The following is a 15,281-nucleotide window of genomic DNA, read 5'->3' on the forward strand; positions in this document are numbered from 1 at the left end:
TCGAGGCCGTGCGCGGGTCGAGGCCGTGCGCGGGTCGAGGCCGTCACATGTGCTCGAGGTCGTCACTCCTGAGTGACGACCTCGAGCACATGTGACGACCTCGGGCGGAGCGTGACGACCTCGGGCGGAGCGTGACGACCTCGGGCGGAGCGTGACGACCTCGAGCGGGGCCTGACGACCTCGGGCGGGCGTCGCGCCGCTACACGCCGACCGGGGTCTGGGCCGACACGAGGCATCCCGGGCCGAGCAGCGCCTTGAGGTCCCCGTAGAGCGACGGGGACCGCTCGACCCGCAGCGCCTCCCCCGCCCGCAGCACCGTGGTCCGGCCGCCGGGTCGCGTGACCCGCAGGTGCAGCTCGACGATGCCCGGGTGCGTGGCGATGACCTCGCGCAGCCGCTCGACGACCGGCGGGATGCACCGGGCCTCGGACAGCGTGACGACGACGGGCGCGTCGGCCACGGCGGACAGGTCCGGCAGCGACACCTCCATCGCCTGCAGCTGCATGGCGTCGTCGCGACGTCGCACCCGGCCGCGCACGACGATGACGGCGTCCTCGGCCAGCACCGTGGAGTACGCGAGGTAGGTCTCGCCGAAGAACATGATCTCGACGGAGCCCTCCATGTCCTCCAGCGTCACCGCGGCCCACGGGTTGCCCTGCTTGGACATCTTGCGCTGCAGCGACGTGACCAGGCCGGAGACGACCACGGTCGACCCGTCGGGTCGCGCCTCGTCGGCGTTGAGCGTCGCGATCGACACGTCGGCCGCGGCGGACAGCACGTGCTCCAGGCCCGACAGCGGGTGGTCGGACACGTAGAGCCCGAGCATCTCGCGCTCGAACTGCAGGCGCTGCTTCTTGTCCCAGTCCGGCACGTCGGGCACCTGGACGGAGAAGCCGGGGCCGTCGTCGGTGCCGAGGTCGGCGAACAGGTCGAACTGGCCCTCCGCCTCCTTGCGCTTGACGCCGATCACGGACTCGACGGCCTGCTCGTGCACCAGCAGCAGGGCGCGCCGCGCGTGGCCCAGGGAGTCGAAGGCCCCGGCCTTGATCAGCGACTCGATGGTCCGCTTGTTGCAGACGACGGCCGGCACCTTGTCGAGGAAGTCGGTGAACGACGTGAAGTCGCCCTTCTCCTCCCGGGTCCGCACGATGGCGTCGACGACGTTGGCGCCGACGTTGCGCACCGCGGTGAGTCCGAACCGGATGTCGTCGCCCACGGCCGTGAACAGCGCGGACGACGAGTTCACGTCCGGCGGCAGCACCGTGATGCCCATGCGGCGGCACTCGCCGAGGTACAGGGCCGACTTGTCCTTGTCGTCGCCGACGGACGTGAGCAGGCCCGCCATGTACTCGGTCGGGTAGTTGGCCTTGAGGTAGGCGGTCCAGTAGGACACGACGCCGTAGCCGGCGGAGTGCGCCTTGTTGAACGCGTACCCGGCGAACGGGACGAGGACGTCCCAGACCGCCTTGATCGCCGCGGTCGAGTAGCCCCGCTCCTTCATGCCGGCCTCGAACGGCACGAACTCCTTGTCGAGGATCTCCTTCTTCTTCTTGCCCATCGCGCGACGCAGCAGATCGGCCTGGCCGAGCGAGTAGCCGGCCAGCACCTGGGCGGCCTTCTGCACCTGCTCCTGGTACACGATGAGGCCGTACGTGCCGTCGAGCACCTCCGCCAGGGGCTCCTCGAGCTCCGGGTGGATCGGGGTGTTCGGCTGCAGGCCGTTCTTGCGCAGCGCGTAGTTGGTGTGCGAGTTCATGCCCATCGGCCCGGGCCGGTACAGGGCGATGACGGCGGAGATGTCCTCGAAGTTGTCGGGACGCATCTGGCGCAGCAGGGCCCGCATCGGGCCGCCGTCGAGCTGGAACACGCCGAGGGTGTCGCCCCGGCCGAGCAGCTCGTAGGTCGGCCTGTCGTCGAGCTGGATGTCCTCGAGCTCGATCGGGTCCTTGCCGTTCATGATGATGTTGCGCAGCGCGTCGTCGAGGATCGTCAGGTTCCGCAGCCCGAGGAAGTCCATCTTGATCAGGCCGAGGCCCTCGGACGTCGGGTAGTCGAACTGCGTGATGACCGCGCCGTCCTGCGGCCGCTTCATGATCGGGATGATGTCGATCAGCGGCTCGCTGGACATGATCACGCCGGCGGCGTGCACGCCCCACTGGCGCTTGAGGTTCTCCAGGCCGCGTGCGGTCTCCAGGACGCGCTGGGCCTCGGGGTCCGCGGCGACGACCTGGCGGAACTCCTCGGCCTCGGCGTACCGCGGGTGCTCCGGGTCGTACATGCCCGAGAGCGGGATGTCCTTGCCCATCACGGCGGGCGGCATCGCCTTGGTGAGCTTGTCACCCATCGCGAACGGCATGCCGAGCACGCGCGAGGAGTCCTTGAGCGCCTGCTTCGCCTTGATCGTGCCGTAGGTGACGATCTGCGCGACCCGGTCGTCGCCGTACTTCTCGGTGACGTACCGGATGACCTCGCCGCGCCGGCGCTCGTCGAAGTCGACGTCGACGTCGGGCCAGGACACGCGCTCGGGGTTGAGGAACCGCTCGAAGATCAGGCCGTGCTTCAGCGGGTCGAGCTCCGTGATGCCCATCGCGTACGACGCCATCGACCCGGCGGCGGAACCACGCCCGGGCCCGACGCGGATGCCCTGCTCGCGCGCCCACCCGATGAAGTCGGCGACGACCAGGAAGTAGCCGGAGAACCCGAGCTGGACGATGACGCCCGTCTCGTACTCGGCCTGCCTGCGCACGTCGTCGGGGACCTGGCCGTGGTACCGGCGCTGGAGCCCCCGCTCCACCTCCTTGACGAACCACGAGTTCTCGTCCTCGCCGTCCGGGACGGGGAACCGCGGCATGTAGTTGGCGCCGGTCGGGAACTCGACCTCGCAGCGCTCGGCGATCAGCAGGGTGTTGTCGCACGCCTCGGGCAGCTCGGCCCAGGTGCGGCGCATCTCCTCCGCGGACTTCACGTAGTAGCCGTCGCCCCCGAACGCGAACCGCGACCCGCCCTGGTCGTAGGTGGGCTCGTCCAGCGTCGACCCGGACTGCACGGCCAGCAGGACCTCGTGCGCGTGCGCGTCGTCCTTGGTCGTGTAGTGCAGGTCGTTGGTGGCGACCAGGGGCGCGCCGATCGTCTCGGCGACGCGCAGCAGGTCCTTGATGGTCCGGCGCTCGATCTCCAGGCCGTGGTCCATGACCTCGACGAAGAAGTTCTCCTTGCCGAAGATGTCCTGCAGCTCACCGGCCGCACGCACCGCCTCGTCCCAGTGGCCGAGGCGCAGGCGGGTCTGGACCTCGCTGGACGGGCAGCCGGACGTCGCGATCAGGCCGTCGCTGTACGTCTGCAGCAGCTCCCGGTCCATCCGCGGCCACTTGCCCATCTGGCCGTCGAGCGACGCCAGCGAGCCGAGCCGGAACAGGTTGTGCATGCCCTGCGTGGTACGCGACAGCAGGGTCATGTGCGTGTAGGCGCCGCGGGCCGAGACGTCGTCCGAGGCCTGGTGCGCCTCGCCCCAGCGGACGCGCGTCTGGTCGAACCGGCTGGTGCCGGGCGTGACGTACGCCTCGACACCGATGATCGGCTTGATGCCGAGCTTCTTGGCCTGGGAGTAGAAGTCGAACGCGCCGAACAGGTAGCCGTGGTCGGTGATCGCCATCGCCGACTGGCCGAGGCGCTGGGCCTCGGCCAGCATCTCCCCCACCCGCGCCGCGCCGTCCAGCATCGAGTACTCCGAGTGGACGTGCAGGTGGACGAAGTCGGAGTCCTTGCGCGTGCCAGATGCCATGTCCGCCATCGTAGATGCCGCCTCCGACACCTCAGCCCGCCTCGCCGGGAGGCCGGCGGGTCGGGGCGGACGTCACACCGGAGGTGTCAGCGGTACCCGTCGCGCAGCGCCTCGAGCGCCGTGCTCAGGTCCTCCGGGTACTCGCTGGTGACCTCCAGCCACCGGCCGTCCGCGGGGTGCGCGAAGCCCAGCCGCATCGCGTGCAGCCACTGCCGGCCCAGGCCGACGCGCTGGGCGAGCGCCGGGTCGGCGCCGTAGGTGAGGTCACCGACCAGCGGGTGCCGCAGCGCGGCCATGTGCACGCGGATCTGGTGGGTGCGGCCGGTCTCCAGGTGCACTTCCACCAGCGAGGCCGCCGGCAGCATCTCGAGCACCTCGTAGTGGGTGACCGACGGCTTGCCGTCCGCGACGACGGCGAACTTCCAGTCGGAGCCGGGGTGCCGGCCGATCGGCGCGTCGATCGTGCCCGTCGTGGGGTCCGGGTGGCCCTGCGCGAGCGCGTGGTAGATCTTGTCGACCGTCCGCTCCTTGAAGGCGCGCTTGAGCTCGGTGTAGGCGTGCTCGCTCTTCGCGACGACCATCAGCCCGGAGGTGCCGACGTCGAGCCGGTGCACGACGCCCTGCCGCTCGGCCGCGCCCGAGGTGGAGATCCGGTAGCCGCGGGACGCCAGCACGCCGACCACGGTCGGCCCGGTCCAGCCCGGCGAGGGGTGCGCCGCGACCCCGACCGGCTTGTCGACCACGACCACGTCGTCGTCCTCGTACGCCACCCGCAGCGCGGGCACGTCGTCCTCCGAGGAGATGGCGCGCACGGGCGCGGGCGCGGGCATCTCGACCTCGAGCCACGCGTCGCCGGGCAGCCGGGCGGACTTCCCGACCGGCACCCCGTCGACGCGCACGAAGCCGCCCTCGGCGAGCTCGGCGGCGCGGGTGCGGGAGAGCCCGAGCATCCGGGAGAGCGCGGCGTCGACCCGCTCCCCCGCCAGCGCGTCGGGCACGGGGAGCGTGCGGACGTCAGCCATCGGCCCGCGCGCTCTCGCTCGTGCCGGTGCTGGTGCTCGTGCCCGCCGCCGCGTCCTCGTCCGGGGCGGCGCCCTCGCGGGTCCCGTCGAGCCGGACGCCGCGCAGCGACAGGATCATCAGCAGGCCGGCGGCCGCCACGATCGCGATGTCCGCGACGTTGCCGACGAACAGGTCGCCGTAGGCGATGAAGTCGACGACGTGCCCGCGCGCGACCCCGGGCTCGCGGATCATCCGGTCGGTCAGGTTGCCCAGCGCGCCGCCGAGCAGCAGCCCGAGTGCGACCGCCCACCCGCGCGAGCCCAGCCGGCGCGACACGCGCACGATCACCACGACCACGACGACCGCCACGATCGTCAGCAGCCAGGTCGTCCCGGTGGCGAGGCCCAGCGCGGCCCCGGGGTTGAACAGCAGCTGGATGCCCAGCAGGTCGCCCAGCACGGGGTGCCGGACGCCCTCGTCGAGCGCGGCGAGCGCCCACGCCTTCGTGACCTGGTCGAGGACCAGCGTGATCGCGGCGAGCGCGACGAGGCCGGTGACCAGGCGACGACGCGCGGCGGGGACGGGAGCGGGCGTGGGCTCGCCGGCGGGACGCGGGGCGTCGGGCGCGGGGCCAGGGGTGGCGGACATCGCGCAGGAGTCTACGCAGCGTGCACGGGCCGCCACGCACGACGGCCCCCGGCGAGCTGCTCGCCGGGGGCCGTCGCGGGGTGCTGCGGGAGGCTCAGCGCCGCTCCTCGCGCTGCTTGCACGCCACGCAGAGCGTCGCGCGCGGGAACGCCTGCACGCGGGCCTTCCCGATGGCCTCGCCGCACGAGTCGCAGCGCCCGAAGGTGCCGGCCTCGATCCGCGCGAGGGCGCGGGTGGTCTGCTCGAGCATGTCGCGGGTGTTGTTGACGAGCGTGAGCTCGTGCTCGCGCTCGAGCGCGCTCGAGCCCGAGTCGGCCTGGTCGTCGCCGGCCCCGTCGCCGGAGTTGCGCAGCAGCTCGGAGAGCTCCTGGTCGGCGGCGGCGAGCTCCGAGGTGAGGCGGTCGATCTCGCCGACGAGCTCGGTCGCGATCTCCTGCACCTCCTGCTCGGTCCAGGGCTCCTCACCGGCGCGGACGGGGAACCGGGTGGCCGCGTCCGTCAGGTCGGGGAGCGTGCGTGCCGCGGGCGCGCTGAGCGAGTCGTTGATGGCCACGGGGGTCCTCTTTCCTCAGATGAGTCCGCAGAGACTATGCGCCCTGCCGCTGACGCACAACACACCACGCCCGAGACCGGGCGTGGTGTGTCGTGGGTGACGAACGGGGTGGTGCTGGTGTCAGATGCGGTCGCCGGCCGGCGTCGCACCCTGGGCACCGCGCTGCGGGAGCGCGCTGGCCCGGTTGTCCAGGTCCCCGAGCAGGTTCTCGAGGTAGCTCTTGAGGCGCGTGCGGTAGTCCCGCTCGAACACCCGGAGCTCGTCGATCTTGCGCTCGAGGATCGAGCGCTCCTGCTCGAGCTCGCTGAGCGTGCGGGCGGACGTCTCCTCGGCCTCGCGGACGATGCGCTGCGCCTGGCCCTTGGCCTCGTTGACGATGCGGTCGCCCTCCTCCTGGCCGCTGCGCACGTAGTCGTCGTGCAGCTTCTGGGCCAGAGCGAGCATGCCGGTCGCCGACTCGGGCTCGCTCTGCCGCTGCGGCGCGACGGGTGCGCTCACGACGGGGGCGGGAGCCGGGGCGGCAGCAGCCGGCACCGGGGCCGGGGTCGGCGCGGGGGCCGGCTTCTCGGCCTCGGGCTTGGGAGCCGGCGCGGCCTGCGCACCCTGACGGCTCAGCTCGGCGATCCGCCGCTCCGCGGCCGCGAGCTTGGCCTTGAGCTCCTCGTTCTCGTTCTGGGTCTCCCGGAGGGTGTTCACGACCTCGTCGAGGAAGTCGTCGACCTCGTCCTGGTCGTACCCCTCGCGGAACTTGGTCGCCTGGAACTTCTTGTTCAGGACGTCGTCTGCTGTCAGCAGTGCCATCGTCGTCACCTCTTCGGTCGTACTGGGTCGAGCCGGTGGCAGTCCGCCGACCACCTCGGGCCACCGTAGCGGACATTCCGGGTTGTGCACGCGACCCGCCACGCGGGGCCCGTTTCGTGACCGGCCACCGGGCCGGCGAGCTGCTCGGACGCGCGGCTCACACCGCGAGCCAGCCGAGCAGGGAGAGCAGGAACGAGCAGCCGAGCATGAGCACGAGGAACGCCAGGTCGAGGCGCACCGAGCCCAGGGTCAACGGCGGGATCAGGCGGCGCAGCGCGCGCAGCGGCGGGTCCGTCACCGAGTAGGTGATCTCCGCGACGACGAGCGCGGCGCCGCGCGGGCGCCACTCCCGCGCGAAGTACTGCACCCAGTCGAGGACCAGGCGCACGAGCAGGACCAGGATGAAGGCCAGGACGACGATCTGCAGCAGGCCGAGGACGAGAGTCACGCGCCCCAGTCTCCCCTGTTCCCGTCAGCTCTGGTTGAAGAAGCCGGCACGGGAGGCCTCCGGGGCCCGCCCGTCGCCCGTGATCTCCACCGAGGACGGGGAGAGCAGGAACACCTTGTTGGTGACGCGCTCGATGGCCCCGTGCAGGCCGAAGATCAGGCCCGCGGCGAAGTCGACGAGCCGCTTGGCGTCCGCGTCGTCCATGTCCGAGAGGTTCATGATGACCGGGGTGTTCTCGCGGAACGCCTCACCGATCTTGCGCGCGTCGTTGTAGGAGCGCGGGTGGATCGTCGTGATCCGGCGCACCTCGCCGTCGTGCCGCGGCGTGGTCGGCACCGGCCGCTCCGCCGGCGCCGGCGCCGGGGTGCGGTGCAGCGGCGTGACCTCGGCCTCGTAGTCCTGTCCCACCACTGCCTCCGGCTCGTCGTACTCGTCGACGTACTGGTCGTGCTCGCCCCGGTCGTCGGCAAGGCCGAGGTACAGCATGGTCTTGCGCAGCGCTCCGGCCATCGCGATCACTCCATCCGAAATTGCTCATTTGTCCTGCGCGATCACGCTAGCAATGCGCCGACGTGCCACCGGGTTGCGACACGCGGCGTGTCGGCGGCGCCTGCCACGGACATAGAAGACATATCAGACAATTGTGAGAGCCACGACCCCAGCCGACCGGCCCGTGGTGGTCCCTGCCCGCTGCGCGCGGCGGTGCGAGAAGAACCGGTCGTCCGAGTCGGTGCACCAGCCGGTGACCAGGACGTCCGCGACGCCCGCCCGGCGCAGCACCGCCGCGACCCCGCCCGGCAGGTCGAGCCCCGGCGTCCCGGCGTCGGTCCGGCACGCCGTCTCCGGCACCACCGCGGCGACCTCGCGCTGCATCTGCTCCGGCACCTCGTACCGCGGGCCGCTGATCGCCGGGCCGACGGCCGCGCGGACCCGGGCCGGGGCGGCGCCACGCGCCACCATCTCGGCGAGAGCGGCCTGGACCACCCCCGCCACCAGGCCGCGCCGCCCTGCGTGCACCGCGCCGACGACGCCCGCCTGCGCGTCGGCCAGCAGCACCGGCACGCAGTCCGCGACCAGCACGCCGACACCCGCGCCGCGCACGGTCGAGACCAGGGCGTCGGCGTCGCCGACCGTGTCCTCCCCCGGGCCGGGCTCGCCGCCGAGGACGTGCACGCCGGTCCCGTGCACCTGCGTCGCCCACGCGAGCGGCGCCCCCGCCCACGCCGCGACCCGCGCGCGGTTCTCCCGCACGCGGGCCGGGTCGTCGCCGACGTTCAGCCCGAGGTCGAGCGTGTCCCACGGCGCGGCGCTGACCCCACCGGATCGGGTGGTGAACCCGGCGCGCACGCCGGGCCCGAGGTCGATCTCCAGGACGGGGACGGCCACGCGGCCTACTTGAGGAAGTCGGGCACGTCGAGGTCGTCGTCCTTGCGGCGGGCGACCTCCTCCTCGAAGATCCGCGGGACCTCGAGCTGGCTGGTGCCCGCCTGGTCCGGGGTGAGGAACGCCGGGACGTCGGCCGCCTGGCGGCGCTGCTCCTCGTCCGGCCCGACCGGGCGCGGCGGCACCGTGGCGTGCGCCGCGGTCGTGGTCGGCACCGCGGCCGACGGCGGGATGGCCGCCGGCTGCCCGGACGCGCTCCCGCTCACCTGACCGAGACCGCGTGCGTCGCGCCGGACCGTCGGGGCCCCGCTGTCGAAGCCCGCGGCGATCACGGTGACGCGCACCTCGTCGCCCAGGGCGTCGTCGATGACGGCGCCGAAGATGATGTTCGCCTCGGGGTGCGCGGCCTCCTGAACCAGGCGGGCCGCCTCGTTGATCTCGAACAGGCCGAGGTCGGAGCCGCCCTGGATGGACAGCAGCACGCCGTGGGCGCCGTCGATGCTGGCCTCGAGCAGCGGCGAGGAGATCGCCAGCTCGGCGGCCTGGACCGCACGGTCCTCCCCGCGGGCCGAGCCGATGCCCATGAGCGCGGAGCCCGCACCCTGCATCACCGACTTCACGTCGGCGAAGTCGAGGTTGATCAGGCCCGGCGTCGTGATGAGGTCGGTGATGCCCTGGACACCGGAGAGCAGCACCTGGTCGGCCGAGCGGAACGCGTCGAGCACCGAGACCGAGCGGTCGGAGATCGACAGCAGGCGGTCGTTCGGGATGACGATCAGCGTGTCGACCTCGGCGCGCAGCGCCTCGATGCCGGAGTCGGCCTGCACGGTGCGGCGCCGGCCCTCGAACGTGAACGGCCGGGTGACCACGCCGATGGTCAGGGCGCCGAGCGAGCGCGCGATGCGGGCCACGACGGGCGCGCCGCCGGTGCCGGTGCCGCCGCCCTCGCCCGCGGTGACGAAGACCATGTCGGCGCCGCGCAGGACGTCCTCGATCTCCTCGGCGTGGTCCTCGGCGGCCTTCTTGCCGACCTCCGGGTCGGCACCGGCGCCGAGCCCACGGGTCAGCTCGCGGCCGACGTCGAGCTTCACGTCCGCGTCGGACATGAGCAGGGCCTGGGCGTCGGTGTTGATGGCGATGAACTCGACACCCTTGAGGCCGACCTCGATCATGCGGTTCACGGCGTTCACGCCGCCGCCACCGATGCCGACGACCTTGATGACCGCCAGGTAGTTCTGCGGAGCTGCCACGGTGGGTGCCTCTCGTTGCGATGTCGACGAACCTTCACCCTCAACTAGAGGGTTATAGTTATGTCAGTTCTGTCTGGGGTTGACGGTATGGGGCGCACGGACGGTGTTCAAACACCGGTGCGCGCGTGTCGGCCGGAGTGTCGCCCGGATCACCCGACGACGGGCATGGTGGGCGCCGACACGTCGAACCGCGCGGACCCCGCCGTCTCGGGCGCCGCGCGCAGGGCCTGCAGCACCGCGACCTTGAGCGCCGGCTCCTGGGCGCTCCCCCACTCGACGGTCGCCCCGTCGCGCAGCGTGAACTGCACGGTGTCCTGCGTGCCGGCCGACACCTCGCCGATCGCCGCGAGCAGGTCCGCGGGCAGCGACTCGAGCACGCCCAGCGCCGCCGCGAGGATCCGCGCCTCCCCCACCGGCACGTCCACGACCGGCAGGCCCTCCGGCGGCGCGTCGGCCCGGCCGACCTTGACGCCCTCCTCGTCGACCAGCGCGAAGCCCGCGCCGTCGGCGGGGTCGTCGCCCTCGGCGGCCTCGACGACGTCCGCCGACTCCGGCACCGCGGCCACGGGCTCCCGCGACACGAGCCGGACGGCGAGGCCGTGCGGCCAGTCGCGGGTGACGGCCACGTCGCGCACGCCCGGCACGTCCAGCAGCCGCTGCCGCAGGGCCGCGGTGTCCAGCCGGGTCAGCGGGACGCCCGCCTCGGCGTCCACGACCGCCTCCACCTGGTCGACGGCCACGACGGTGCCCGCGCCGGTGACCGCCACCTGCTCCGGGTCCAGCGCCAGCACCGGGGAGAGCAGCAGGAGCCACGCGAGGGCTGCCAGGGCCACGACCGAGCCCGCGACGAGGAGGATCTGCCGCCAGGCGAGCCGGCGGCGGGCCCGGGCGCGCTCGGCGAACCGCGCCGCCGAGCCCTGGCTGACGACGGGCGGGCGCACGGGGAACGCACCGGTGCGCGGCGCCACGACGCCGGACCCGCTCGTGCGCCGAGCAGGCGTGGCCGGTGCGGCGGGGGCGCCGGGGGTGGCGGGGACCGCGCGCGTCGGCGCCGTCGGACCCGGCTCGCGGTCGCCGCGAGGCGCACCCGGCCCGGGCCGGGAGGTCGTGCCCGTCCCCGTCCCGGCGGACGTGCCGGCCGACGTCCCCGCCGACGTGCCCGCCGACGTGCCGGAGCCCCGCGTCCGCGCGGGCGCGGGGCGGGGCGTCGCGGGGCGCTGCGGCCCGGCCGGCCGCGGGGCGCCGCCGGGCTGCGGCGGACGGGGGCGCTGGGGCGTCACGCGGGCGCCACCCCGCCGTCGCCGGCGAGCGCGGCCAGCACCTCGGCACCCAGCTCGGTCACGTCGCCGGCACCGACCGTCAGCACCAGGTCCCCGGGCGCTGCCGCCGCGGCGACGGCCCGGGCCGCCTCGTGCCGGTCGACGACGAACCGGGCCCGGCCCGGCGTGGGCACGCGCTGCACGACGGTGTCGCCGGTGATGTCGGGGTCGAGGTCCTCGCGCGCGGCGTACACGTCGGTGACCACCACCGTGTCGGCCAGGTCGAGCGCCGCGCCGAACTCCGAGGCGAACGCGCGGGTGCGCGAGTACAGGTGCGGCTGGAACAGCACGTGCACCGCGCCGTCGCCCGCCACCCCGCGGGCGGTGCGCAGCAGCGCGGCCACCTCCGTCGGGTGGTGCGCGTAGTCGTCGACGACGCGGACGCCGCCCGCCGTGCCGCGGTCCTCGAACCGGCGGCCGGTCCCCCGGAACTCGCCCAGCCCGGCGGCCACCGTACCGGGGTCCGCCCCGACGGCCCACGCGGCGAGGTAGGCCGCGGCCGCGTTGGCGGCGTTGTGGTCCCCGGGGACGGCGAGCGTCAGGTCGGCGCCCGGCACCTCCGGGGTGCGGGAGGTCAGGGTGACGCGCCAGCCCCCGCCCGTGGCGTGCACCGGCCCCAGCACCAGGTCCGGACCCAGCTCGCCGATCGCGGTGTCGGAGCCGTAGGTGAGCACGCGGACGCCCCGGCGCGACAGCCGCTCGCCGACCGCCGCGACCAGGCGCGCGGCACCGGCGTCGTCCAGGCACGCCACGAGGGCGCCGCCGTCGAGCACGCGGTCGGCGAACTGCTCGAACGCCGCCTCGAACGCCTCGGTGCTGCCGTAGTGGTCCAGGTGGTCGGGCTCGACGTTGGTGACGACGGCCACCGCCGGCGCGTACGCGAGGAACGAGCCGTCCGACTCGTCCGCCTCGGCGACGAACACGTCGCCCGCACCGGTGCGGTAGCCGGGCGTGGCTCCGTCGGCCGTCAGCACCGTGCCGCCGATGGCGTACGACGGGTCGAGGACCGCGTCGTCCCGTCCGGCCGCGGCCAGGGCGGTCGCCACCATCGTCGAGGTCGTCGTCTTGCCGTGGGCGCCGGCGACGGCGATCCCGATCCGGCCCGCCATGAGCGCGGCCAGCGCCTCCGAGCGGTGCAGCACCGGCAGACCGCGCTCGCGCGCCCGGGCCAGCTCGGGGTTGGTCTCGCGGATGGCGCTCGACAGCACCACGGTGTCGACGTCCTCGACGTGGGCCGCGTCGTGGCCCACGTGCACCGTCACGCCGGCCGCCCGGAGCCCGTCGAGGGCCGGGCCCTCCTTCGCGTCGGAGCCCGACACCGTCAGCCCCCGGCCGACGAGCAGGCCCGCGACCGCGGACATGCCGGCCCCGCCGACGCCGACCAGGTGCACGCGCCCGAGGTCGGCGAGGTCGCGACCGCGCGCGGGGGCGGGCCCGGCGGGCGCCGCAGCGGCGGTCGGGGTCGTCTCCGGTGCGACACCGGGGACCGCGTCCGCCGGCTCCTGCGACTCCGCCTGCTCGGCCGCGAGCCGCTCCGCCTCCGCGCGCGCGGCGGCCTCCGCGGCGGCCTCGGCAGCGGCGCGCGCCGCCTCGGCCACCCGGCGCTCGCCCTCGGCCAGCGCGTCCTCGACCAGGTCCGCGACCCGTCCTGCGGCGTCGGGCACGCCGACGCGCGCGGCCGCCGCCCCCATCTCCCGGCGCCGCTCGGCGGCCTCCGGCGCGAGCAGGGGCAGCAGCTGCGCACCGATCCAGCCCGCGGAGAGCTCCTCGTCCGCGACCAGCAGGCCGCCGCCCTCGGCGACGACGGGCTGCGCGTTGAGCCGCTGCTCGCCGTTGCCGACGGGCAGCGGGACGTACACGGCGGGGATGCCGAGCGCGGCGAGCTCGCTGACGGTGCCCGCGCCGGACCGGCACAGCACGACGTCGGCGACGGCCAGCGCCTGCTCCATCTCCGCCAGGTACTCGCGCACGTGGTACCGCTCGGCGCCGGGCACGCCGCGCACCGCGGCACGGACCTCCTCGGCCTTGCCGGTCCCGGTCAGGTGCAGCACCTCCGCGCCGGTCTCCAGGATCGCGCGGGCCTGGGCGGCCACGGCGCGGTTCACCGAGACGGCACCGAGGGACCCGCCGGTGACGAGCAGCGTCACGCGCTCGGGGTCGAAGCCCAGCTCGGCCGCGGCCCGGCGGCGCGCGGCACCGGCGTCGGCGGCGCGCGCCGCCACCAGGTCGGCGATCTCCGGGCGCAGCGGCAGCCCCGTCACCTGGGCGCGCGGCAGGCGGGTGCCGGGGAACGTCACGGCCACCGCGGTCGCCGTGCGCGCACCGAGGCGGTTCGCCAGGCCCGCGCGGGCGTTCTGCTCGTGGACCACCACCGGCACGCCGCGCGACCGCGCCGCCAGGTACGCGGGCGTGGACACGTAGCCGCCGAACCCGACGACGGCCGTCGCCCCGAGCTCGTCGATCGCCGCGCCCGCGGCGTCCACGGCGGCGCGCAGCAGGCGCGGCAGCTTGAACCAGTCCGGGGTCGGGCGCCGCGGCAGCGGCACCTTCGGCACCACGAACATCTCGAAGCCGCGCTCGGGCACCAGCCGGGACTCGAGCCCCTCGGCCGTGCCGAGCACTGCGAGCCGGAGCTCGGGGTCGCGGGCGCGCAGCTCCTCGGCCACGGCCAGCAGCGGGTTGACGTGCCCGGCCGTGCCGCCGCCGGCCAGCAGGACCGCGCGGGGACGGGGCTCGGCCGTCTCGTCCCCCGGGGTGCCGGTCAGGTCGTCGGGTGCGGTCACGGGGTCCTCCGGTTCAGGGGCGGTGGCGCGGGCGGGCCGCGCGCGTGCGGTGCAGCAGGTGGTGCGGGCGCCGGTCAGGCACGGGTCCGGCCGATCACGGCGAGGGACCGGCGGACCACGCTCGGCCGCGCGGCGAGCGCCTCGGCCGCGCCGGGCTCGGTGCGGGCGAACGACGTGACGACCCCGAGCGCCACCAGGGTCGTGATGAGCGCCGACCCGCCGGCCGAGACCAGCGGGAGCGGCACACCGATCACGGGCAGCAGGCCGACGACGACCCCCATGTTCACCAGCGCCTGGCCGATGATCCACGCCGCCACGCCGCCGGTGACGATCTGCGCGAACGGGTCGCGGTGCCGGGCGATGATGCGGAACATCGCGAACGCCAGCACGCCGAACAGGGCCAGGACGAGCAGCGTCCCGATGAGGCCGAGCTCCTCGCCGATGATGGCGAAGATGAAGTCGTTGTGCGCCTCGGGCAGGTAGGACCACTTCTCCCGGCTCTGCCCGAGGCCGAGCCCGAACCAGCCGCCGGTCGCCAGCGCCTGCATGCCGTGCTTGGTCTGGTAGCAGCCGGCCATCGGGTCGCACTCGCCGCTGAACCAGTCCGTGATGCGGCCGACGCGGTTGGCGCTGCCGATCGCGAGGACCGCGACGGCGAGCACGGCGGCGGCGCTGGCGCCGGCGAAGATCCGCATGGGGACCCCCGCGACGAACAGCGCGCCGGCCACCAGGATCAGCATGATCATCGCGGTGCCGAGGTCGTGCCCGAGCAGCACCATGCCGACCGCGCCCGCGGCGATCGGCAGGGCCGGGACGGCGGCGTGCTTCCAGTCGTCGAACATCGGCTGCTTGCGCACGAGGATCGCCCCGAGCCAGACGACCAGCGCGAGCTTGAGGGCCTCCGACGGCTGCGCGGAGAACCCGCCCAGGTAGATCCACCCCTGGTTGCCGTTCCGGCCGCGGCCGAGCGGCGTGTACACGAGCAGCTGCGCGAACAGGCCCAGACCCAGCAGCGGCCACGCGAGCCGCCGGTAGGTGTGCGGCTTCACCCGCGACGCGAGCCACATCAGCGGCAGGCCCATCACGGCGTACTGCGCCTGGCTGAGGAAGACCGCGTACGGCGAGTCCCCGGACGCGAGCGACTCCACCGAGGACGACGACAGCACCATGACGAGCCCGAGGACGAGCAGCAGCATGCTGGCGCCGACGAGCAGGTAGTAGCTCGTGACGGCGCTGTTCCACTGCCCGAGGCGGGAGGGGGCGCGCGGCGTGGTGCCGGCTGCCGGCGGTGCGGTCGTCTGGGCCATCGGCGC

12 protein-coding genes are annotated in these 15,281 nt (G+C 74.2%); all 12 read right to left on the bottom strand.

Features of this window, described 5'->3' with window-relative positions; translation table 11 throughout:
• Positions 1–199: 199 nt before the first annotated feature.
• Positions 200–3,781 carry a DNA polymerase III subunit alpha gene (dnaE, locus tag ACWPWW_RS04080; RefSeq protein ID WP_454049065.1) on the bottom strand — a complete coding sequence of 1,194 codons (3,582 nt, stop codon included), beginning with the start codon at positions 3,779–3,781 and terminating at the stop codon, positions 200–202.
• Between the two features lie 86 nt (positions 3,782–3,867).
• Positions 3,868–4,803: an RluA family pseudouridine synthase gene (locus tag ACWPWW_RS04085; protein WP_454049066.1), complete on the bottom strand. Its 936-nt coding sequence runs from the start codon at positions 4,801–4,803 to the stop codon at positions 3,868–3,870.
• The gene (locus ACWPWW_RS04090) at positions 4,796–5,431 is read right to left on the bottom strand and encodes a signal peptidase II (RefSeq protein ID WP_454049067.1); all 636 of its coding nucleotides are present in this window, start codon (positions 5,429–5,431) and stop codon (positions 4,796–4,798) included. The genes ACWPWW_RS04085 and ACWPWW_RS04090 overlap by 8 nt, the downstream gene beginning before the upstream one ends.
• Positions 5,432–5,525: 94 nt before the next feature.
• The gene (locus ACWPWW_RS04095) at positions 5,526–5,984 is read right to left on the bottom strand and encodes a TraR/DksA family transcriptional regulator (RefSeq protein WP_454049068.1); all 459 of its coding nucleotides are present in this window, start codon (positions 5,982–5,984) and stop codon (positions 5,526–5,528) included.
• 120 nt (positions 5,985–6,104) lie between these two features.
• Entirely contained in the window at positions 6,105–6,785 is a 681-nt protein-coding gene (locus tag ACWPWW_RS04100; RefSeq protein ID WP_454050392.1) for a DivIVA domain-containing protein, read from the bottom strand.
• A gap of 157 nt (positions 6,786–6,942) precedes the next feature.
• Positions 6,943–7,233, bottom strand: a complete 291-nt coding sequence (locus ACWPWW_RS04105) for a YggT family protein (RefSeq protein ID WP_454049069.1) — start codon at positions 7,231–7,233, stop codon at positions 6,943–6,945.
• A gap of 24 nt (positions 7,234–7,257) precedes the next feature.
• Entirely contained in the window at positions 7,258–7,743 is a 486-nt protein-coding gene (locus tag ACWPWW_RS04110) for a cell division protein SepF (protein ID WP_454049070.1), read from the bottom strand.
• Between the two features lie 123 nt (positions 7,744–7,866).
• On the bottom strand, positions 7,867–8,619 hold the full coding sequence (pgeF, locus tag ACWPWW_RS04115) for a peptidoglycan editing factor PgeF (RefSeq protein WP_454049071.1): 753 nt from the start codon (positions 8,617–8,619) through the stop codon (positions 7,867–7,869).
• Between the two features lie 5 nt (positions 8,620–8,624).
• Positions 8,625–9,866: a cell division protein FtsZ gene (gene ftsZ / locus ACWPWW_RS04120; RefSeq protein ID WP_454049072.1), complete on the bottom strand. Its 1,242-nt coding sequence runs from the start codon at positions 9,864–9,866 to the stop codon at positions 8,625–8,627.
• 149 nt (positions 9,867–10,015) lie between these two features.
• Positions 10,016–10,834, bottom strand: a complete 819-nt coding sequence (locus tag ACWPWW_RS04125; protein ID WP_454049073.1) for a cell division protein FtsQ/DivIB — start codon at positions 10,832–10,834, stop codon at positions 10,016–10,018.
• A 308-nt stretch (positions 10,835–11,142) separates the two neighbouring features.
• The gene (gene murC / locus ACWPWW_RS04130; protein ID WP_454049074.1) at positions 11,143–13,968 is read right to left on the bottom strand and encodes a UDP-N-acetylmuramate--L-alanine ligase; all 2,826 of its coding nucleotides are present in this window, start codon (positions 13,966–13,968) and stop codon (positions 11,143–11,145) included.
• Positions 13,969–14,042: 74 nt separating this feature from the next.
• Entirely contained in the window at positions 14,043–15,275 is a 1,233-nt protein-coding gene (ftsW, locus tag ACWPWW_RS04135) for a putative lipid II flippase FtsW (RefSeq protein WP_454049075.1), read from the bottom strand.
• Between the last annotated feature and the right edge of the window lie 6 nt (positions 15,276–15,281).

The organism is Cellulomonas sp. Marseille-Q8402, from assembly GCF_965119525.1.